The sequence below is a fragment of the Lutispora sp. QWL-02 genome, assembly GCF_058315355.1.
Genome location: NZ_CM177762.1, coordinates 4,042,703 through 4,063,931, shown reverse-complemented (window position 1 = coordinate 4,063,931; position 21,229 = coordinate 4,042,703). Strand labels below are relative to the sequence as shown.

18 protein-coding genes are annotated in these 21,229 nt (G+C 41.7%); 16 read left to right on the top strand and 2 right to left on the bottom strand.

The window, feature by feature from the left end:
- Positions 1-27 precede the first annotated feature (27 nt).
- From AC4HCY_RS19360 to AC4HCY_RS19350, 3 genes are all read left to right on the top strand, one after another.
- Positions 28-1,737 (top strand): flagellin N-terminal helical domain-containing protein, encoded by a 1,710-nt coding sequence (locus AC4HCY_RS19360; protein ID WP_491094939.1) that lies wholly within the window; start codon positions 28-30, stop codon positions 1,735-1,737.
- A gap of 53 nt (positions 1,738-1,790) precedes the next feature.
- The gene (locus AC4HCY_RS19355) at positions 1,791-2,228 is read left to right on the top strand and encodes a YaaR family protein (RefSeq protein WP_323432829.1); all 438 of its coding nucleotides are present in this window, start codon (positions 1,791-1,793) and stop codon (positions 2,226-2,228) included.
- A gap of 124 nt (positions 2,229-2,352) precedes the next feature.
- Positions 2,353-2,874 (top strand): sigma-70 family RNA polymerase sigma factor, encoded by a 522-nt coding sequence (locus AC4HCY_RS19350; RefSeq protein WP_491094938.1) that lies wholly within the window; start codon positions 2,353-2,355, stop codon positions 2,872-2,874.
- Positions 2,875-2,895: 21 nt separating this feature from the next.
- On the opposite strand, the gene AC4HCY_RS19345 is transcribed toward AC4HCY_RS19350, so the two are convergent.
- Both AC4HCY_RS19345 and AC4HCY_RS19340 read right to left on the bottom strand, forming a co-directional pair.
- Entirely contained in the window at positions 2,896-3,228 is a 333-nt protein-coding gene (locus AC4HCY_RS19345) for a hypothetical protein (RefSeq protein ID WP_491094937.1), read from the bottom strand.
- A gap of 78 nt (positions 3,229-3,306) precedes the next feature.
- Positions 3,307-3,495: a Spo0E family sporulation regulatory protein-aspartic acid phosphatase gene (locus AC4HCY_RS19340; RefSeq protein ID WP_491094936.1), complete on the bottom strand. Its 189-nt coding sequence runs from the start codon at positions 3,493-3,495 to the stop codon at positions 3,307-3,309.
- Positions 3,496-3,659: 164 nt separating this feature from the next.
- On the opposite strand from AC4HCY_RS19340, the gene AC4HCY_RS19335 reads away from it, so the two are divergent.
- The 13 genes from AC4HCY_RS19335 (at position 3,660) to AC4HCY_RS19275 (ending at position 21,138) form a co-directional block, all read left to right on the top strand.
- Positions 3,660-4,022 carry a helix-turn-helix domain-containing protein gene (locus AC4HCY_RS19335; protein ID WP_491094935.1) on the top strand — a complete coding sequence of 121 codons (363 nt, stop codon included), beginning with the start codon at positions 3,660-3,662 and terminating at the stop codon, positions 4,020-4,022.
- Positions 4,023-4,100: 78 nt separating this feature from the next.
- A complete protein-coding gene (locus AC4HCY_RS19330; RefSeq protein ID WP_491094934.1) occupies positions 4,101-6,809 on the top strand; it encodes a sigma-54-dependent transcriptional regulator in 2,709 nt (902 codons plus the stop codon).
- A 186-nt stretch (positions 6,810-6,995) separates the two neighbouring features.
- A complete protein-coding gene (locus AC4HCY_RS19325; protein ID WP_255226418.1) occupies positions 6,996-7,307 on the top strand; it encodes a PTS sugar transporter subunit IIB in 312 nt (103 codons plus the stop codon).
- Positions 7,308-7,339: 32 nt separating this feature from the next.
- Positions 7,340-8,653 carry a PTS sugar transporter subunit IIC gene (locus AC4HCY_RS19320; RefSeq protein ID WP_491094933.1) on the top strand — a complete coding sequence of 438 codons (1,314 nt, stop codon included), beginning with the start codon at positions 7,340-7,342 and terminating at the stop codon, positions 8,651-8,653.
- A gap of 250 nt (positions 8,654-8,903) precedes the next feature.
- Positions 8,904-9,236, top strand: a complete 333-nt coding sequence (locus AC4HCY_RS19315; protein WP_333783337.1) for a PTS sugar transporter subunit IIA — start codon at positions 8,904-8,906, stop codon at positions 9,234-9,236.
- Positions 9,229-10,332, top strand: coding sequence for a DUF871 domain-containing protein (locus tag AC4HCY_RS19310; RefSeq protein ID WP_323432836.1), 1,104 nt, complete (start codon positions 9,229-9,231; stop codon positions 10,330-10,332). Before AC4HCY_RS19315 ends, AC4HCY_RS19310 begins: the two co-directional genes overlap by 8 nt.
- Positions 10,325-10,588: an HPr family phosphocarrier protein gene (locus AC4HCY_RS19305; protein ID WP_491094932.1), complete on the top strand. Its 264-nt coding sequence runs from the start codon at positions 10,325-10,327 to the stop codon at positions 10,586-10,588. Before AC4HCY_RS19310 ends, AC4HCY_RS19305 begins: the two co-directional genes overlap by 8 nt.
- A gap of 11 nt (positions 10,589-10,599) precedes the next feature.
- Positions 10,600-12,303 carry a phosphoenolpyruvate--protein phosphotransferase gene (ptsP, locus tag AC4HCY_RS19300; RefSeq protein ID WP_491094931.1) on the top strand — a complete coding sequence of 568 codons (1,704 nt, stop codon included), beginning with the start codon at positions 10,600-10,602 and terminating at the stop codon, positions 12,301-12,303.
- Between the two features lie 137 nt (positions 12,304-12,440).
- Entirely contained in the window at positions 12,441-12,581 is a 141-nt protein-coding gene (locus AC4HCY_RS19295) for a hypothetical protein (RefSeq protein ID WP_323432839.1), read from the top strand.
- A gap of 1 nt (position 12,582) precedes the next feature.
- Complete coding sequence (locus AC4HCY_RS19290; RefSeq protein WP_491094930.1) at positions 12,583-13,521, top strand: hypothetical protein; 939 nt, start codon at positions 12,583-12,585, stop codon at positions 13,519-13,521.
- A gap of 287 nt (positions 13,522-13,808) precedes the next feature.
- A complete protein-coding gene (locus AC4HCY_RS19285) occupies positions 13,809-15,626 on the top strand; it encodes a hypothetical protein (protein WP_491094929.1) in 1,818 nt (605 codons plus the stop codon).
- Between the two features lie 83 nt (positions 15,627-15,709).
- Positions 15,710-17,698 (top strand): VWA domain-containing protein, encoded by a 1,989-nt coding sequence (locus AC4HCY_RS19280; protein WP_491094928.1) that lies wholly within the window; start codon positions 15,710-15,712, stop codon positions 17,696-17,698.
- Between the two features lie 56 nt (positions 17,699-17,754).
- A complete protein-coding gene (locus AC4HCY_RS19275) occupies positions 17,755-21,138 on the top strand; it encodes a tubulin-like doman-containing protein (protein ID WP_323432843.1) in 3,384 nt (1,127 codons plus the stop codon).
- The last annotated feature ends 91 nt before the right edge of the window (positions 21,139-21,229 follow it).

Below are 21,229 nucleotides of genomic sequence, written 5' to 3'. Positions count from 1 at the left end.
GCCGGATTAAGGAAGGGAGAATAGGATATGAGGATAAACACTAATATCCAGGCAATAAATGCCTACAGACAATTAACCGTCAGTCATGGGAAGGTTTCAAAAAATATTGAAAAGCTGTCTTCCGGCTTGAGGATCAACAGAGCTGGCGATGATGCGGCAGGCCTTGCCATATCGGAAAAGATGAGGTCTCAGATAAGAGGGCTCAAAATGGCAGAGAGAAACACCTTAGACGGAGTATCTTTGATACAGACGGCAGAAGGTGCATTGCAGGAAGTGCACAATGCATTGCAAAGGATGAGGGAACTGTCTATACAAGCAGCCAATGGAACCATGGAAGCCAATGACAGGCTGGCAATCCAAAATGAGATTGACCAGTTGACATATGATATAGACAGGATCGCAAAGACCACTCAGTTTAATGCCAATCCTCTTCTGAGGGGATCGCTGCTGTCAAGACCCGTTATAACCACCAACTCACCGGAAATAAAGTATGCAGGAAGCGGCACCTGGAAGGGTGATGTGGCAGCAGAGCCCAGCGAAAGAGGAGAAGTGGAGTTGCAACTGAGTGGTTTACCGGCGGACGGTGAATACCTAGTTATAAATGGGAAGTATTATGAATTTGAAGCTATACCAACACCACCAACACTGCCTAATGGGGTTACGGCAGGCAGTATAAGGGTGGATATAGGTGCTGATGCGAAAGCAACCCTAAATAATCTGTTGAATGCCATTGCAGAAAACGATAAAACCTTTGATGTTGACGCAAGCCGAGCTACACTTGGAACAGACAGCGTTAAGCTCGTAACTGCTAGAAATATGTCCCCTTTGGAAGCAAGAAAAATCAAAGTAGATTCTATTAATGCTGCATCAGCAACGTTTAATAAGATAATAAATCCGCCAGCAACTGATGTGAGCAATTTAGATGCCAAGAATATCTCAACCAACTGGAAGACTACCTATCTTAATTTCACCGAGCTTCCTAAAGTCGGAGATAAACTTATTGTTGATGGGTTTGAGATTGAATTTGAGGATGCATCCGTACCTTATAACCCTCCTACAACAACAAAAGCAGTAGTCGGAGTAAAGGACAGAACCGTATATGATGTGATGGCAGAGGTATACAATGCCATAACCTCAGCCAAAAACAAAGGCCAGGTGACAGCGTTGGCAGATTTTAAGGTAAACGGGAACTCTTTGATACTCACTACGAACAAAACCGATGACGGAGCTGGCAACGGCTTGGAGATAGAATACAGGGACAATGATTTTGAGACCTATGCAGGTAAGGATATGGATATAAACCTTCAGATAGGAGCCAATGACAGCGAGAGCATGAAGCTTCTCATAGGCGTAGTGGATGCGGCATTCCTGGGTATAGGCAGAAAAGCGGACCATAAGGGCGTAATATCCACCGCAGGGGTAGATGCGGAAGCAGGTATAAGCATCATGAGCGAAGAGGATGCCAATAATGCCATAGGATTCTTCGATAATGCCATAAGGATGGTATCCGAATCCCGCTCAAGGCTGGGAGCATATCAGAACAGGCTTGAGCATACCGTTTCCAATATTACTACAACGGCAGAAAACATGACGGCAGCAGAATCAAGAATAAGAGACGTAGATATGGCATTGGAAATGTCCGAATTTACCAAGAACAGCATAATAAATCAAGCGGCTACAGCTATGTTGGCCCAGGCCAACCAAATGCCCCAGGGCGTACTAAAGCTATTGCAATAGAATGAGCCACCATGACCCATAAGGAATACCCTAGAGGGATAGGATGTGATCAGATGAAAGTCAGAAACGTAGGAAAAGTAGATATTTCAGGTACACAAGCAAAAAAGGTGAAGGATGAAGCTTCAGTATCCTTTCGCGAAGTCATGTCCACCCGAAGAGACGAGATCGATGCAGATAGGCTGAACAGGCTCATGGAGGATATAGATGAGCAGGGTAAGATACTGGCTGATTCTATGACCGTTGAGGATCTGAGGGATTATAAGAAAAAGGTAAAGGAATTTTTATCCGAGGCTGTTAAATATGGCTTAAAGGTTCAGCAAAGCAGAGGATTTAACAGAGGTGGAAGGATGAGAATATACAAGACCGTCCAAAAAGTAGACGAAAAGCTCCTGGAATTGACAGACGCTGTAATAAATAAGCAAGAGAAAGGGATCAAGGTTTTAAGCCTTATAGGAGAGATAAGGGGACTTCTTCTTGACGTATATGCCTGATGAGCATACTTTATCTGAAACATCAGCCGACTCGTGGTGAGTCGGCTTTTTATTTTTTGCATCAGGGCTTATATAATGGCTTTATCCGCGGAAATAAAACAATGACCGGTCGGAAAGGTCAGGCTTGGATAAAGCTAAAATATTGGAGGAAGTCAGCCCGCTGATCATTTCATCTATCAATAAGTATGCAAAAAGCAAGGGGGAATTTGAGGACCTATATCAGGAAGGAGCATTGGCAGTACTTGAGTCTTTAGACAAATATGAGCAAAACAAAGGTGTTAATATGTTTTACTATTTAAAGCTTCAGCTTAAATTTTTCTACCTTAACTATAAAAGGTATGAAAAGAAAACAGTATCTCTCGATGAACCTATAGGAGAAGGAATAAGTTTGGCAGACGCTCTAGCAGATGAAAGCAGCGATGTGGAGGATATAGTTTTTGCCAATTACGAAAGCCAAGAGGCTTATAAGGCTCTGCAGGATTTAGCAAGCGAAGAAAGATATATGATTGAGCAAAGCATAATACACCGCAGAACCCTGGATGATCTGTCAAAGGAATTGGGTATGAGCAGAACAACACTATTCAGAAGAAAAAATAAAATTTTAGACAAGCTATCCAATAGGCTGATAGGCAAGTGGGGAACATAAACCACCGATATATAAAATAATCTATTCGCTTACACGTTTTAGCAAAAATGTTTCTTGTTCTTGTTTTAAAAGGCGGTTATCAATCTTTCTTATATCTTCCCAGACATAAGAAAGCTCGGTTTTGATTGACTTGACATCAAGCTTTATCAATTTAACATCAGATTTGATCGCCTTTACTTCTTTTTCCAGATTGATCTGCCTTGCTTCCAGTCTGCCATAGCCTGCTTCCAGTCTGCCATAACCTTCTTCAAGTCTGTCATAACCTGCCTCCAGTCTAGTCTGACCTTCTTTTAAGCCTCGGATGTCAGTTTGCATTTGCTCCAGAATATGTAGGATTTTCTCTTCATTATTCATGGTATCCACTCCTCATTATAAATTTATCAGTTCTGAGCAATAAAATCAATTCTATTTCTTCAACAATTTATAAGCCTGCTAAGCCTTAGATTTCAGCTCCGTCTCCAATTCCGTATACCTGTTGATCATGTCATCCAAAGCTTTGCTTAAGCTCAGCACCTCATTGCATAAAGGATCCGGATTCTTAGCGAGCATAGTATTCAATCTATCCCTCATTTCGCCTATAATATCTTTTAACATAGATAATTCTTCATATTTTTTATCCATCGCTTTAATATTGAGCACCTCCTGTAATATCGGGACACTTAGTCCAAAACATATATACATTATACTGGACTGCAAGTCCATAGTCAAGGAAAATTATCCATTTAGTCCAACATATTTATAATTGGACGATATGTGCTAAAATGAAAATTGAGAGGTGGTCATATATGTCATTTGGCGAAAAGCTTGCTATGCTTCGCGGAGAAAAGAACATGAGCCGCAATGAGCTGGCAAAGATTTTGAACATATCCTATTCTTCTATTTCAAAATATGAGACAGAAATAAGATTCCCTGATCAGGATATGTTAAGAAAAATTGCCGATTATTTTCAGGTGTCAACGGATTACCTGCTGGGAAGAACCGATGTACGATATTTTTATGATGAATATGAAGCGGGAGAAATCTCATCTGTCTCTGAAACAGCTTCTTATCATGATTTTAATAAAGATGAGCTGCCTGAAGAAGCCATTAAGCAGATAAACGATTACATAGAATTTATTAAGCAGAAATACAATTCTGACAGCAAGTAAAGTCTGAGTGCGTTATCCGGGAGCGAAACTAAGGTTAGCTGCCGGTTAAATGATTTTTATCCGGTGAGGGGAGATTGGATGAGCAAGATTGACGATATCTACAGGTCTGTCATGAAATTGCAGGAAGAAAAGCCTTCGGGAGTATCAGCCAAGGAGGTTGCCGAGCTTATTGGCTTGGATAGGTCAAATGTAAGCAGGTATCTGAATATCATGCACAAGGAAAGAAAGCTGATAAAGGCAGAAGGAAGGCCGGTCCTGTATAAAGCCATGACATCTGCTCCTCCTACTGCTTCCGAAAGAAAGGGTAAGGAAGCCTATTTCAACAGTCTGGATAAGCTGGCAGGATCGAAGCAGAGCTTGGGCCTTCCCATTGAAAAGGCCAAGGCTGCCATAATATACCCTCCCAAAGGGCTTCATACATTGCTTTTAGGAGAAACAGGAGTAGGCAAATCCTTGTTTGCTGAGCAAATGTATGAATACGCCAAGGAGACCGGGGTGCTGGGTTCCGATGCGCCTTTTATAAGGTTCAATTGCGCTGATTATGCGGATAATCCGAGTTTGCTGACGGCTCATATATTTGGAGTCAAAAAAGGCACGTACACAGGTGCGGATAAGGATAAAGACGGCTTATTGAAACAAGCCGATAAAGGAATATTATTTTTAGACGAGGTCCATAGATTGCCCCCTCAAGGCCAGGAAATGCTTTTCACCTATATTGACAAGGGCTGTTACAGTCCTTTGGGCGAGACGGATAAGCTTCACTATGCAGAGGTGCGGATAATAGCTGCAACTACAGAAAATCCGTCATCCTATTTGCTCCAGACCTTTTCCAGAAGGATACCCATGGTAATATTGCTGCCAAATCTGTCCGAAAGGTCCCTATCTGAAAGATATTCGCTCATAGATGCATTCATAAAAGAGGAATCCCGCAGAGTGGGAAAGAGCATATACATAAATAAAAACGTCATAATATCCTTGCTTCTATATGATTGTCCCAATAATATAGGTCAGCTTAAAAGCGATATACAGCTGTCCTGCGCCAAGGCATTTTTGAATTACAAGGCTGCCGGGAGCAGCTATCTGATAATCAATCAATGCGATCTGCCCAATCATGTGAGAATGGGAATGATGAACATCAAGGAGCATAGAAAAGAAATCGACGAGCTGCTGAGCTCAGCCCAGGATGTTCTGAAATTCAGCGAGGAGGATGAGCCGCCTTTGCAATTGACACATGAAAATGAAGGCATTGGAGAGGATTTCTACAGCATTATAGAGCAAAAGATCGATTCTCTCAAAACAATAGGAATGGAAGACACGGATATAAATGAAATATTAAATCTGGATATCAAATCTCATTTTCAAAAATACATAGGGGAGATCAGCCAAAGGTTCATAAAGGACGAGATAACAAATGTCGTAGACGGAAATGTTTTAAAGGCCGTTGAGGAAATACTGGCCCTTGCAAAAGCAAACTTAGACAGGGAGTATGATGAAAAGATATATTTTGGGCTGTCGTTTCATCTGGAAAGAAGCATTGAAAGGATCAGAAGAGGGGAGAAGATATACAATCCCAAATTGAACTTTATCAGGATCAACTACGAGGAAGAATTCCTCTTTGCCATGAAAATGGCAAAATTGATAGACCGCAGATTTAATATAGAGATTCCGGTTGATGAAATAGGTTATATCACCATGTTTTTTACCGCAGATCCGCTAAAGATTGCCAAGGAAGAGATGCCCAAGGTAAAGGTTGTTGTGGCCATGCATGGGAGAAGTACGGCAAGCTCAATGGCAGAAGTAGTAAATAATTTAATAGGTGCGGAATATGTAGTGTCTATAGACTCGCCGTTGACCATGAAGCCGGAGAGCATATATAAAATTGCCAGGGACAAGATATTGGAGCTCGACCAAGGTGAGGGGGTCATTCTCATGGTAGACATGGGTTCCCTCACAAATTTCGGATTTATGATCGCGGAGGAGACCGGAATCAATGTCCAGACAGTGGATATGGTGAGCACTCTTATGGTTCTGGATGTGGCCAGAAAGGCGATGATGGGATATGCAATAGACGAGATAATGGATTCATTGTCCGGCAGGAGCTGCGCTATCAGCACTAAAGAAGAAAGGCCGGATAAGAAGAATATCATCCTTGCCGTCTGCTTTACGGGAGATGGGTCCGCTAAAAGGATATCGGGCATGATCAATAAAAAGATTGGAAATAGGAATGTAAAAGCAGTGCCGGTAAGCATAATAGATAAAAAATCTCTCCGGGAACGGGTCGCAGAAATGGAGAAAGGCCATAATATCTGGGCCATAGTGGGCACCGTAGAAATAAAAATGCGGGGAATACCCTTTATATCAGCCGTAGATATATTAACACCCGAAGGTGATAAGAGGCTAAGGGATATAATCGATGAAGGAGAGCTGTATTATAAGATGGGAGATTCGCTGGACGAACATCTGATACATATCAGCGGCGAGAAGATAATAAAGGATGCTAAAAATTTCATCATGGAAGCGGAAGAGAGATTAGAAACAAAGCTTTCCAAAGATGTAAAGGTAGGGATGACCATGCATATATGCTTTCTTTTGGACAATATGCTGTCAGGTGCGGTTACTAAGCCTTTTGACGGATTATCCCATTTTAAAGACAGGCATTCCTCAGATATGGATATAATAAAGCGATCACTAAAAGATATTGAGAGGGATTATAGGGTAAGCATAGGTGACGATGAAATTGCTTATATAGTGAAACTATTTAAAGAAAACGGAAATACAGTGCAATAGTGTGCGAAAGAACGCACACTATTTTGTTTTAATGCACAGATAGACAGCACAGATACCTGCTTGAAATATAGCAGAATCGGTTTAGTTGCTATGCTTAGATGCATAAGGGAAAAATATATGATTGGCATGATAGTTGCTTTTATTATAAACAAAGGTTCTTACTATATAAGTGGGGGAGGGATTGTTATATACAATATTTTGCTGGTATGCTCAGCGGGCATGTCTACCAGCCTGCTGGTGACAAAAATGAAAAGAGCGGCTGAGGAGCAGGGGATAGAAGCTGAGATAAAGGCTGTTGCAGAAGCAGACCTGAAGAACAATTCAGAGGGCATTGACGTACTTTTGCTGGGACCTCAGGTAAGATATATGCTTCCGAAGATGAGAGCTATGATGGGGCCTATGGGAATACCTGTAGATGTGATCCCGAGTTCGGATTATGGGCTGATGAATGGAGAGAAGGTTCTCATGCAAGCAGTATCTGTCATCAAAGGCAAGTAATATCCATTGTTTATTTTGAAGGGGGTATAAAAATGAGCTTCAATAGTTGGATGGAGAAAAAGTTCGTGCCGGTAGCGGGAAAGATCGGCTCTCAAAGGCATTTAGCAGCTATAAGGGATGGTTTTATCGGTATCATGCCTATTGTTTTAGCAGGATCCTTTGCAGTTTTGCTGAACAACACCTTAGGCGCCTGGATCAAACCTCTTGGCAGCATTTTGGGACCCATAAACGGAAATGTATGGTGGGGAACCTTTGCGATGATAGCCTTGCTCGCGACTTTTTCCATCGGCTACAATTTAGCTAAAGGCTATGGCGAAGACGGTTTGGCAGCAGGGGTTATTTCCATAGCATCCTTCATAGTTACTCTTCCTCAGGCTCACGGAGAGGCCGGATGGGGTTATCTGTTCTGGGGGTACCTGGATGCCAGAGGATTGTTTACCGGTATCATAGTAGCATTGATTGCTACGGAGATTTTCGTAAAGCTTACGAAGAAAGGCTTGGTAATAAAAATGCCGGACAATGTGCCGCCTGCCGTAGGCAAAGCATTTGCTTCGGTAATTCCCGGATTTGTCGCCATCTTCATCTTTGGTGCCTTGACCTATATAATCAGTGCATTAGGTCTGGGAAGCTTATACGACATCATACTAAATGTTATTCAAAAGCCTCTCATGGGGCTTGGTCAAGGTATGACATCGGTAATTTTGATCCCGATACTGATAAATCTCCTTTGGTTCTTTGGGTTACATGGAGCCAATATTTTTGAGCCCATCATGCAGAGCATTTATTTGCCTGCTCTGACTGAGAATTATGAGGCGGTGATGAATGGATTGCCGGCTCCGCATCTTATCACAAAAGCTTTTTATGACTCATATATACATCTGGGCGGATCAGGTGCGACTTTAGCACTTTTGCTGGCCATATTTATTGTAGCTAAGAAGAAGCAAGACTATAAAGCGGTTGCAAAGCTATCCTTGGCACCGGGAATATTCCAGATAAATGAATCTGTCATGTATGGCCTTCCTATAGTGTTGAATCCTGTGCTTTTTATCCCATTCCTGATAGTTCCGGGCGTGCTTTCATTTATTGCCTACCTGGCTACGGCATTGGGGATTGTTCCTCCCACTTATGTAGCGGCACCATGGATTTCTCCCGTGGGCATAGGAGCATTCTTGGCAACAGGAGCTAAGGGAATAGGCAGCGTAATGGCGGCGCTGTTGGCATTGGTCAACTTTGCAGTGGCCACTTTGATATACCTGCCCTTTGTAAGGATAGCAGAGAAGCAGGCATCAGCAGGGGAGAAAGACAAAATAGTGACGGCTGCAAAGGGTGAAAAATTTAATGCCTGATATATAGAAGGCCTTTGGTTGTCATCCTGAAGGCTTTGCCTGAAGGATCTTGTTCAAGATTCTTCAGGCGCTTTGCTCCTTGAGAATGACAGAAAATGCTTTAATTTATCACTGAACTAACCCGCTCTAATTCCAGTATAGACTCGACTAATATTCAGCGGGGGTTGAATCCCTCACTGAATGAAGTCTCGTTCAAGAATAAACTATGCCCTTACCACTAAAGTATAAATCAATACAAGGAGAGATAGATATGGAGCTGGAATTAATAATAATGAACATAATCAACTTCAGCGGCGAATCAAGAAGCCTTTGCATGGAAGCTATCGGTTATGCCAAGAATGGGTATTTTGAAAAGGCCGGAAAAGCTCTCGAAGAGGCAGGTGATAAGCTATCTGAGGCTCATCAAAGCCAAACCCGGCTGATACAGGAAGAGGCAAGAGGAAAAGGAGAACCCATATCCCTCCTGTTGGCTCACGCTCAGGATCATCTGATGAACGCCATCACCATGCGCGATATGGCAAATGAATTTATAGAATTATATCGGGCAGTAAGAGAAATAAAAGGAGCAGAAAGCCATGAATAAGCTTGGAGTCTCTATTTACCCGGATAAATCTTCCCCGGAGGCAAATAAAAGTTATTTAAGCCTGGCTTCAAAATATGGCTTCAGGAGAGTGTTTATAAATTTCCTGACTGTGGAAGGCAAAGATTCGCTGGGGAGATTCAAGGATATAGTCCGATATGCGGGAGCATTGGGCATGGAGGTTATAGCGGATGTATCGCCTTCGGTTTTCAGAGATTTAAAAGCAGATTACAGGGATCTTACTATATTTCATGAAATAGGCCTGGCGGGAATAAGGCTTGACATTGGATTCAGCGGCATTGAGGAGAGCATCATGTCTTTTAATACTTATGGAATAAAAGTAGAACTGAACATCAGCAGCGGCACCAGGTATTTAGACAATGTGATGAGCTTTTTGCCAAATAAGGATAATATCATAGCATGCCATAACTTTTATCCTCATAGATATACCGGCATATCCCGGGAGCATTTCGTGAAGACTACGGAAGGCTTCAAAAAATACGGGATCAGGACTGCAGCCTTTGTATCCTCTGATCATGCAAGCTTCGGGCCATGGGACGTCAATGAAGGGCTTCCTACCTTAGAAGAGCATAGGGGACTGCCCATAGAGGTGCAAGCCAAGGATTTGCTGAATACGGGATTGATAGATGACATAATAATATCCAACTGCTACGCATCGGAAGATGAGCTAAGTGCATTGGGAGAAATAAATAAGGATGTCCTGGAGCTTGATGTTGAAACATATGTGGATCTTCCTAAGGTTGAGAGATATATTTTGTTTGAGGAGCTTCATATCAACAGGGGCGATGTTTCCGAATACATGATAAGATCAACTCAAAGCAGAGTGAAATACAAGAACTATGAATTCAAGCTGATGAATCCCATAGATATGGGAAAAGGCCATATTGTTATAGAATCCAGTCTATATGCCCATTACGCCGGGGAATTGCATCTGGTACTGAAGCCCATGAAGAACAGCGGCAGATCGTCGGTGGTAGGAAAGATCGTTGATGAGGAAATATTCTTGCTGGAGCACATCAAGCCTTGGCAGAAGTTTAGGTTAAATATATCGCCATGCAGGAGAGGATGTCATGTTTAGAAAAGAAGCAACATTATCAAATGAAACAGGCTTACACGCCCGCCCAGCATCCATGCTTGTAAGGGAAGCCGCCAAATATGGCTGTGATATAAAGATAATTAAGGGTGAAAAACAATATAATGCAAAGAGCATAATGAGCATAATGAGCATGGGTGCTATAAAAGGAGATGCCCTCATAATTCAAACAGAAGGCCCGGATGCTGAAAGGGCTGCCCTGGAGCTGGCAGATTTTATTGAAAACAAGATAAGGGATTAGGAGGTGACCTTGTGAGGGGCTTGGGGATTTCAGCCGGCATTGGAATCGGCAAGGCATTTGTTTATAAAGAGCCTGAATTAAATATATCAAAGGAGCATATATCAGACCCTGAGGCGGAGCTTCAAAGGCTTCAAGAAGCTATCAGCAAGGCTGCGGGGCAGATCGATGACCTCTATGAGATGACCTTAAAAAAGACAGGGAAAAAGGAAGCAGATGTATTTGCCGCTCACAGAATGTTTCTGGAGGATCCGGAATACTTATCGTATATTAAAGAAAAGATCCTTGGGGATAGGGTAAACAGCGAATGGGCCCTTCGTGAGGCAGCCGATTTTTATACATCTCTGTTTGAGGCGATGGAAGATGAGTATATGAGAGCCAGGGCCGCCGACATAGAAGATGTCTCAAACAGATTGCTCAGGATTCTATCGAAGGCTGAGCAAAAAGAATTGCTGCTGATAAATGAAAAAGCCGTCATTGTGGCTGAGGATTTGGCTCCATCTGATACTGCACAGATAAATAAAGATATGGTAGCGGGAATAGTGATAGAAGCAGGAGGCCGAACCTCCCATACGGCAATAATGGCCAGGACCATGAATATCCCTTTGGTATGCGGATTGAAAAATATTACTGATATTGCGAAGCAAAATGATTTTATTATTATTAACGGCAATACAGGTGAAGTCATAATAAATCCTACTAAGGATCAAATCACATTTCATGAAAAGGAAGCGGAGAACATAAAAAGGCTGCAAGAGGAACTAAACAAGATGAAGGGGCAGGAGAGCATAAGCAAGGACGGATATAAGGTGGAGGTGCTGGGAAATATAGGTACCTGTCAAGACGTGGACATGGTGATGAAAAACGACGGCGAAGGAGTGGGACTCTACAGGACGGAGTTTCTATATATGCATAATGACAGGCTTCCCACAGAAGAAGAGCAGCTTGCGGCATATAAAATTGCTGCGGAAAAGCTGGGCAAGAAGCCCCTCATCATAAGGACCCTGGATGTGGGAGGGGATAAGGGTATCCCTTATCTAAGCATCCCCGAGGAGATGAATCCCTTTTTAGGATATAGGGCCATAAGATTCTGTCTTGATATGAAGGAAATTTTTGCGGCCCAGCTAAGAGCTATTCTCAGAGCAAGCGCTTATGGAAATGTCAAAATAATGTTCCCCATGATTTCCGGCATTGAGGAAGTCCGAAGAGCTAAGGCAATGGTAGAGGAAGTCAAAGCTGAGCTAAGGAAAGAAAACCTTGATTTTAATGAGGATATTGAAATAGGAATCATGGTGGAGATCCCATCTGTCGCGATACATTCAAGAGCCTTTGCGAAAGAAGTCGATTTTTTCAGCATAGGCACCAATGATTTGATCCAATATACTCTGGCGGTAGACAGGGGAAATCAGAAGGTGGGTCATCTGTACAATCAATTTCACCCTGCTGTACTATCCTTGATAAAAATGACCATAGATAATGGACATGCAGAAGGCATCAGGGTAGGCATGTGCGGTGAAGCCGCAGGAGATGAGAGGATGATACCGCTGCTTTTAGCCATGGGATTGGATGAATTCAGCATGAACGCTTCACAGATCCTGAAAGCACGGCATGTGATCAAAAACACCTCAAAAGAAGCTGCAGAAGGCATCCTGAACGCTGTACTGGAACTGCCCACAGCCCCGGAAATAGAAAGCTGCATAGATGAAAATATTCCATAGAGCGCATGACGCTCTATTTTTTATTAAATTGTAAAACTTTATGCAATATCCTTCTTGTATTTACGTCAATATTGTATAATGAATATTGGAGATATAAACTTGAATTGTATATTTTCTCAAGAATAAAGGTGATTCATGTGGCTTTTTATATTATTATGGCAGTAATTGGGGCTCTGGCAATTTACAGGATTATTTTCTATATCAGGATAAGCAAAGGTGTAGAAAATTCCAAGGATATTGATGAAGAGCTTTTAAGGCTGCTCAATGAGGAGGAATAGCGTGATAGAAAGGAAGCTGGTCAAGCTTAAGGAATTTTCCCATACCCCCTATTCCTATGAGAAATTGAGCTATTGCTTGAATTGCAATACCTATACCACATTGTCCCATAAGCCCTGCATCAGCTGCGGCAAATCAAAGTTTATCAGCCTTGTTAAGCAAATAGAGCTTATAACCAAGACGCATTATGCTATACATAATATTTTAATAATCATGGCTTTCTTTACGGCGATAGCTTTTTCAGCAAATTTTAATCAAATATTGCTGAGCGTTTTTGCTGCCTTTGCTGCATTGGCATTGCAGATATTTGTGCAAAGGCTTTACTATAAAAAGCATGTTCAATATACTTTAGCTAGGATAGTCAGAGAAGACATCGGCAAGATGAAAGAAGATATGGAGCAGGATTTACAAAGCGCCATGAAGGACTTTGAATCTGAAAGCTTTAAGGACGCCTATGAAAGCTTGAGGGAGATCGGTGTCATCATACAAAGCGACTTTATAAGAGAATTAAAAATACAATGTCTTAAGAGATTTGAACTAAGAAAAGATATGGATCTGGAGTTGGATACTCTTATCGTAGAGGATTATAATGAAGATTTAATCGCATATATTTATGAGATCATCAAGCTTAACAATGATCTCATAACAAAAAAGGTCATGGATTATATTGTGAGATATGAAGAGCAGGTTTTGGACCAAAGGAACGGGCAGGCGATCATCATCAATACCTGTGAAGCTATGCTGAAGAGCAAAGGCTATATAGACATTTATAAGGATTTTATGGTCAAATACATCGTATATATGAGAAAAAATAGACTGATAAGATTATGCAGCCTGCTGGCGAGCAATAATAAGCCTGACTGGCAGGAGCTATATGAGGAGACATTCAGGGTTATCAAGGAGAAATACAGAGGAGATGCGGACTTTGGAGCCTATCTTTAATTTTGCTGCAAAACTCATTTTTAGCAGCCTGTTATGTTGAATGATAACGATTGTCAAAGTTCTGAAGCTAAGAGTTTGTAAGCTTGCATAGGGTTGCGTCAAAACTCGCATGCAGCGTTTATCATTGCTGTTAAGACTCAAGTAAGGTATACATTGTTCCCCGTAACTCCGGCCCCAGCGGCATACTCAAAGCTAGAGGCTAGAAGCCAGAAGCTAGCAGCTGACCTATAAGGAATACCATAGCTTTCGAACTCTGAGCTCTGAGACCTACTAAGGAGGCATTTATCATGACAATGCTGAGCTATAACTATAAAAAATTAAAAAAGCAGAGATTTTTAATACTTGTTATTGCGGTACTGCTCTTCGCATTGGCAGTTTTAAAGCTTGGCACCATATATTATAAAATAAGATATATGAATCAAGGGGAAAAGCTTTATAAGGAAAACAGCCTGGTTTTGTCGGAAGAGTACTTTCAAAAGTCCAATAATATAAAGCATTTCGATTATAAAAATGAGCTGATAAATAACAGGCTGACCGAATTGGCTCATGTCACCGAAACGAAGGCAAAGCTTAAAGCCTTGAGCAGGAGGGCTTTGCCTGCGGGGACGAAAAATAATATCAGCGAGCTGCTGGATATATATAATACCTATAATGCTGACAAAGCAAAGATTGAGAAACAAGGCAATGAAGCTGAACACAAAATATTTGTTGAAGCAGCAGATTTTTATGGAATGGAAGATAATATTGAAACGGCTTTTTTTGACTATAAAAACCGTTTGCTCAAGGATATGAGAGGGAAAATAGGCAAAAATGATTTTAAGGACAAGAATTTTAAAAGCGACTTACTGAGCATACCGGCAGAATATTATGGAGATGAAGAAAAGAAGCATGGCGAGATAGAGGGTTATTATAAAGAATACGATCATGCCATGCTCAGCCATATGTTTAAAAACAGCCCCTATAGCGGTATTCTTGATGAGGCGGTCAAAATAATCCAGGCAAATAAGCAGCATAAAATGGACAGCTCCTGGGTTGAAGAGGAGATGCTAAGCTACCTTAAGGGTGTTTTTGGCAAAGACAAGGCTTCCGGCAGCTATCGGGACTTTGCCGATCATGCGGCTTACTACGAAAGCTGCTTTCAGGCTGAATTCAACAAATCAAAGAGAGCGGAGATCAAGGGCTTGCTTAAGCAATACACCGATGGTTTTCTGGAGGATGGCCGGGCTTATATCAACGGCAAAGAGTATGCTAAGGCTATAGATTTATATGAGGCCTTAGCTGGGTATAAGGATACCGGTGATTTGATAAAGGAAGCACAGATAAAATGGATAGAAGAAGAACCCCAGAAGATGCTCGTTGATAAATATGGAAACAAGATGTTCGATAATATGAACGTCATAAAAGATAAATGGGATTCAGGAGTCTCTGTTATAGCGAGCGATGTATCCGGCGGAATGAGCACCTTGATATTATGCATGCAAAAAAGAGATGCGAGCATAATCGATATGTCGGCAGAGGTATTCAATGATGGAACATCAATAAAAGGAATCACTGTAAAGAGTGAATACAATGAAAGCTATCCTTTTATTTTGGCGGAAGGGACCAGCGACCTTCGCAATTCCAAATATGTGCTGTATCAAATATCGGAAGACGGCTTCAAAGAAATATTCAGAGCGGAAGCCGATAATTTAGCCTTGCTGGCTGACAGCACCATAGAGGTCAGCAATCCTATAGGCCAATTTGAAGGTCTGTTGAGCTATTATCAACCAGCGGACGGATATTATAGATTATCCTTTGTTGAGATAAAAGGCTATAAGGATTTGATGGATCATATACAAAGCAAGCCTGAATATGGTTTTATAATGAACCTCAATATTGTAGATGTGATTGAAGGCACTGATAAGGCGTTATCAATAATAAATGAGAGCCTTGACGATCCATATGGAGACAGATATATCATACTGGAGCACTCCGGCGGCTTTAAGACAGGAAATACAGTTGTTGCCGGCTATTATACCGGCGATGAGCAACTTTATATAGATAGTGAATATCTTAAGATAATACCGAAGATAAAGGTCACGAAGATAGGAGACGGAAACCACTGAAAAAATAGGAATGAGGAGTATTCTTTTCATTCCTCATTCCTAATTTCTAATTCCTCATTAAAAAAAGGAGGTAAATGAGATATATGCTTAAAATAAATAAAAGAACCAAATCCATAATTGTTGCTATCATAATACTCTTTCAAATTGCATCAATAACCAATGCCTATGCTCCGTCTGCGGGACCATCCAAAATAGATGCGGTGCTTGTGCTGGATTCGAGCGGCTCCATGAAATTCAGCGATCCTAAGGGGATCAGCATAGAAGCTGTCAAAATGTTTATAGATATGTGCTCCATAGAAGGAGATAAGATCGGCATAATCGCCTATAATGACAGCATTATTGCAGAAAAGCAGCTGATGGAGATAAAGAGCTCCAAGGATAAGCAGAGCTTAAAGGATATGGCAGCAAGTATTCCCAGAAAATCAGATACGGATATAGGTTTAGCCCTGAGAAGGGCAGCGGAAATGCTTGATAAAAACAGGGACGATGCACACAAGCCCATGATCATCTTGCTTTCAGACGGCAGAACAGATCTGGGAAAGTCCAAAAGGACCTTGAGCCAGTCGGAGGCGGACAAAAAAGAAGCATTGAGGATAGCCCAATATAAAGGCTACCCGATATATACAATCGGACTGAATGTGGATGGCAGTGTAGACAAAGACGAGCTTAAATCATTATCCCAAAGCACGAAGGCAAAAGACTTTATAACGGATCGGGCTGAGGATCTTCCCCAGATATTGAGTGAAATATTTGCGGATCATTTAAAATTGAAGATAGTATCACCGGGCTATTTTACCGGCACAGGAAGCTTTGAGGATATCAAGATACCCATACCTGATTCCAATGTAGTAGAAGCAAATATATCCATGCTTTCCCAAAACCCTATAGAGCTTAAGCTTTATGATAATAATGGCAAGGAAAGGGATATAAACTCTGACAGCATATATTATGCTACCTCCAGCAAATATTCCATGCTAAAGATACTGAATCCGGAAAAGGGAGAATGGCTGTTGAAGGTCAAGGGAATTTCCGGGGATAAGATAAAAATAAACCTGATCTTTAATTATGATATAGATATAATCATGGAGCTCGAACCCGGCAAGGATATACATGCAGGAGACAGTGTAAATGTTTCCTGCCATATGTCGAGCAGCGGACAGCCTGTCAGCGATCCGGAGATATATAAGGCCTCTAAGGCCAAGCTGATAGTGATCAATGCAGACAAGGCTTCAGAGCAGGAGCTGGATTTAAAGAATGAAGGATTGAATTTCTCGGGAGCATATACCTTCTCTGAAGAGGGAAAGTATGAATTAAAGACCAGAATAGAAACAGAAAGCTTTTTTAAGGAAAGCGAAGCAGTCACTATAGATATTCAAAACAGGGCTCCAATAATATTAAAGCACCCGGGTAATCAAAAAGTATTTTTAAACAGGACAAAAAAAATAGACCTAAGTAAAATATTCAGCGACCCGGATAATGATGCAATGACCTATACTGTTGTAAGCGAAAAACCTGATATTGCTCAAGGGTCCATAACGGTCGATTCTTTGAGCATAACAGGAAAAGAAAAGGGCAAGGCTCAATTTAGTATTACGGCAGATGACGGCAGGGGCGGGAATATGAGCCTGAGCTTTACACTGGAATCCGCAGCGCTGCTGCCCTATATATTATTGGGTATAGGAGGGCTTCTGGCCGTCGCTTTTGCCATAATCGGCATTCCCATCATAAAAAGGGCAAATAAAATCCTGCCTGGTCAGGTGATGCTGGAGATCAAGGATGACAATACGGGAAAATCCGCTCCCCCTCAATACAGGAGACTTGATACCTACAAGGGAAGAGTAAGCCTGCACCAGTTACTGCAGCTGCTTCCGGAATATAAGGAGACGGAGAAGATCATATTTGAAGCAGGCAAAAATGATTCGTTGATTTTGAAAAACAGATCAACCTGCACGATACAAAAATCAGGCAGGATCATAGATGCGGGCAAGGGATATCAAATCAGGATAAACGACAGGATAATAATAAATTTGGAAAATACCTCAAAAAGCATCGCTTTGGAATATTATTTGTAAAGAATACATTCACCCTGAGCTCTGAGTTCTGAGCTCTATTCTAAGGAGGAGAATTTATGAAGGCTATAGTAAAGGAACATATAGAACAGCTTGATGTAAAGCTGGGCGGCGGAATTATAAGCGATAAAATAAGAGTGGACACCATCGACAACCCTATGCTGGTCATAGGAATAGGCGGAACCGGCATTGATGCATTGCTCAGATTAAAATACCAGATAAACAGAAGATTTAATCTGCCTGAGGATAGGCTGACCAAGAGGAAGAAAGAAAAACCCGATAACATGGAATTCCTGGCCTTGGAAACAAATCAGCATGACAGAAACAAAAAGTACAAGGGAATAGGCTTAGACCCTATAAATGAGCTGATCCTGCTTTCCAATCCGGAGATAGGCAGCATACTTCAAAACAGAAGCATATTGGACCCCTGCATCGCAGAATGGCTGTCGCCGGAGTTGAATGTGGAGGACGGTATAACGGGAGCCAACGGAATAAGGCAGGCGGGCAGATTGCTGCTCTTTACCAAGGCTATTCAAGTGGTGAAAGGGATTGAAAAGAAGATAAATGTGCTTTTGGAGGGCACAAGCCAAAAGCTTATGGTATTTATCCTCACAGGGCTCTCCGGCGGTACGGGAAGCGGATGCTATCTGGATATTGCCTATATGGTCAGGGGGCTTATGGAAAGAAGATTCGGAAGCGCGGGTGTAGACCGGGTCAATATATTGGGCTATCTCTTTACACCTGATGTAAACCTGTCCAGCCCAAGCCTCAGCAGCCATACCCAGGATTATATCAAAAAGAACGGCTATGCCGCACTGAAGGAACTGGACTACTGGATGAATGTAGCTGAAAGAGGAGAGCGTTTCAAGCAAAAGTACAGGGACGTGCTGACGGTTGATTCTCCGCTGCCGCCCTTTAATCTATGCCATCTGATATCCGCCACCAATACGGACGGCAAGCTGTTGGAGAATGCCTATGATTACTGTATGAATGTGACTGCGGAGAACATCACCAATTTCATGGCCAATGAAGAAAAGCATTCCGGTGAAGAATTTGCGATACATGATTATATAAGCAATATAAATACTAATATAGCACAGATGACCCATCCCTACAGCGCAAACTATAAATACAATATCATCGGCGCATCATCTGCAGTGCTTCCTATAGAAGAGATAACCACCTATCTCGCCTACAGGCTGTTTAAAAAGATTGAAAAGATGTTTGCTGCAGGTCCCAAGGAAAATGATGTGGATGATTTTATGGGACAAAACAGGATGAACAAGGATTCCATAGAAAGAAGATTTGAGCAGAATGTGCCGGATATGCTCCCGGGCTATCGGCATAGTGAAAGATTTAGCTTTAACAATGTGATCAAGACCCAGTCCGTCAATATAGATAATGAGCTGGAAAATTGCCTGGCCAGGATCAGGGAAGAATATATCAAGGTGAGGAGACAGCTTCCCGGAGAAATATTGGAGGAATTTAATGCTCAGATCAGCAGGATGTTTTTAAATGCCGATCAGGGACCCTTCTATGTGTCAAGGCTTATTAACAATAGCACGGGCTTTTGCGTTCTAAAAACCATACAATCTTATATCGAGTCTTTGAAGGAAAGCTTAAAAAGACTTCCCCAATATAAGGATGAACTGAAATACAGTGCTGATGATAAGCTTCTGGAAGCAAGGAAGGCCATCATTAACAAGGAAAAGAAAAAGAACGATTATATAGAAGCTAAGATCAATGAGTATATGACCAAGGCCGAGGAAGAAAGAACGAAATACATCATAGAGTTTTACGAAGATTTATTCAACCTCATAAATGAAGCAAATAATAAGATATATAATGTGTTTACCGAAATACTGAATGCTCTCAATCAAATATTTGAGAAAAACGGCAGCATACTGGTAAGCAGTGAAGAAGTAGAGCATAAGGGAAGCAAGACCTATTATTGGAATGTGGTAAATATTCCCGATGTGCTGAAGACCATTGACAAGACCTTTGCCAATGAGGATGAGGACGATCTGATCAGGAACTTTACCAGGGAGCTTTTAGACAGCTCAGATAAGTGGATCAAAGAGCAGGATATAGATATCGTGGGCAGTATAAGCGATTTTATGTCGGATAAATTTGGGGATTTGATAACAAAATCCATGGAGGACTTTTTAATAATAAAGTATGGTGAAGGCGAACTGATAGAGAAATTAGTGGAAAGGAATATCGCCAAAAGATTGGATGATGATGCTATCCCGGTTTTCAATCTGAGCAACAGCGACGGTAATCTTGACTTCCCGTCCTGGGGCTTTGTATCAGTGCCCATAAAGGCTCCCGGAATATTGAAGGGTATAAAGAACTATCAGACCAATGCCCTGGGGAAATCCACCTTTACCATAAAGGAAAGCGAAGTAAAGAATAGAATATTCTGGCTTAATACGAAAAACGGCATACCCCTTTATGCATATACGCCGCTGAAAATATATGAAGAGGCCTATGAACGCACTATCCTGGAAAGAGAGGGCATCGGCAGGCATCTGTCCCAGACTAAAGATAATAACTGGGCCAATCTGCCGTCGCCTATTCCCGTTCAGTCCTGGGGAGACAGCTACAGCTCAAGAAGAATAAAGGAGTATAATGATGAGATAAAGTTAATGTTTGATAAGGCATGCAAGCTTGGCTGCATCAGAGAAAAGGAGACAAACAGCGGCACTAACAACCGCTTTGAATGCATAATCACCAAAGCCTTTGATCTGGAGAAATACCTCACAGCCTATAATTTAGTGCTGCCAAACGAGCAGCCTAATTTCTCCGAAATGAAAAGATGCCTGACGGACCTGAAGAATATTATGGCAGCGGGCATTGAAGAGGAAGGCAGGAGGGATATATTCAGCAGCTTTGACAAGGAAAGGGCTTTTGTAAACCTTACCCGCTCTCCGGAGCTCATAAAGCTATTGAGGATAGAAATAAAAAAATATGAGGGGATACAAAATAAGATAGAGAGCCTGGAGTCTGTTTTCCAAGCAATGGAGAATAAGGATAAGGTATTGGAGCAGTTTATCGAGGTGATGTATACGGACACCATCTATAAGAAGGGAGCCCAATATGTATTTGATAATGAAAGGGAAGAAGAAGGCTGCGAATCACTGATAAACTTGCTGAGGGTCAAGAAGTATTTCGAGTACGAAATCTTTAATAGATTTACCGGGCTTGATGAAAAGAAAAAAGCTCTGATAATGAGAAGAGCCGAAAAAAAGAGCGATGAATTAAGCTCTTCTGAAGATATCTCCGGGCTTTTGGGCAGGGTAAATTCGCTGATAGAAATATGCTCAGCCTGCAAAGAAGAACTGGAATTTACAAAGGACGAGCTGATAAACGGAACAGAGATTTATGATTTTTATAAGAATATGCTGACAAAACTAAGTGAGCTGAGGAAAAATATAGAATGAACGGGACAGAACTCAGGGTTCAGAACTCAGAGCTCAGGAGATTAGGGTTGGACGCTGGAGTCAGGGAGACGGAGAACACGGAAAGTCACGG

Coding starts and splice junctions, on each gene's coding strand:
- AC4HCY_RS19360 (WP_491094939.1), top strand. CDS start 28: ATGAGGATAAACACTAATATCCAGGCAATAAATGCCTACAGACAATTA.
- AC4HCY_RS19355 (WP_323432829.1), top strand. CDS start 1,791: ATGAAAGTCAGAAACGTAGGAAAAGTAGATATTTCAGGTACACAAGCA.
- AC4HCY_RS19345 (WP_491094937.1), bottom strand. CDS start 3,228: ATGAATAATGAAGAGAAAATCCTACATATTCTGGAGCAAATGCAAACT.
- AC4HCY_RS19340 (WP_491094936.1), bottom strand. CDS start 3,495: ATGGATAAAAAATATGAAGAATTATCTATGTTAAAAGATATTATAGGC.
- AC4HCY_RS19335 (WP_491094935.1), top strand. CDS start 3,660: ATGTCATTTGGCGAAAAGCTTGCTATGCTTCGCGGAGAAAAGAACATG.
- AC4HCY_RS19330 (WP_491094934.1), top strand. CDS start 4,101: ATGAGCAAGATTGACGATATCTACAGGTCTGTCATGAAATTGCAGGAA.
- AC4HCY_RS19320 (WP_491094933.1), top strand. CDS start 7,340: ATGAGCTTCAATAGTTGGATGGAGAAAAAGTTCGTGCCGGTAGCGGGA.
- AC4HCY_RS19315 (WP_333783337.1), top strand. CDS start 8,904: ATGGAGCTGGAATTAATAATAATGAACATAATCAACTTCAGCGGCGAA.
- AC4HCY_RS19310 (WP_323432836.1), top strand. CDS start 9,229: ATGAATAAGCTTGGAGTCTCTATTTACCCGGATAAATCTTCCCCGGAG.
- AC4HCY_RS19305 (WP_491094932.1), top strand. CDS start 10,325: ATGTTTAGAAAAGAAGCAACATTATCAAATGAAACAGGCTTACACGCC.
- AC4HCY_RS19285 (WP_491094929.1), top strand. CDS start 13,809: ATGACAATGCTGAGCTATAACTATAAAAAATTAAAAAAGCAGAGATTT.
- AC4HCY_RS19280 (WP_491094928.1), top strand. CDS start 15,710: ATGCTTAAAATAAATAAAAGAACCAAATCCATAATTGTTGCTATCATA.
- AC4HCY_RS19275 (WP_323432843.1), top strand. CDS start 17,755: ATGAAGGCTATAGTAAAGGAACATATAGAACAGCTTGATGTAAAGCTG.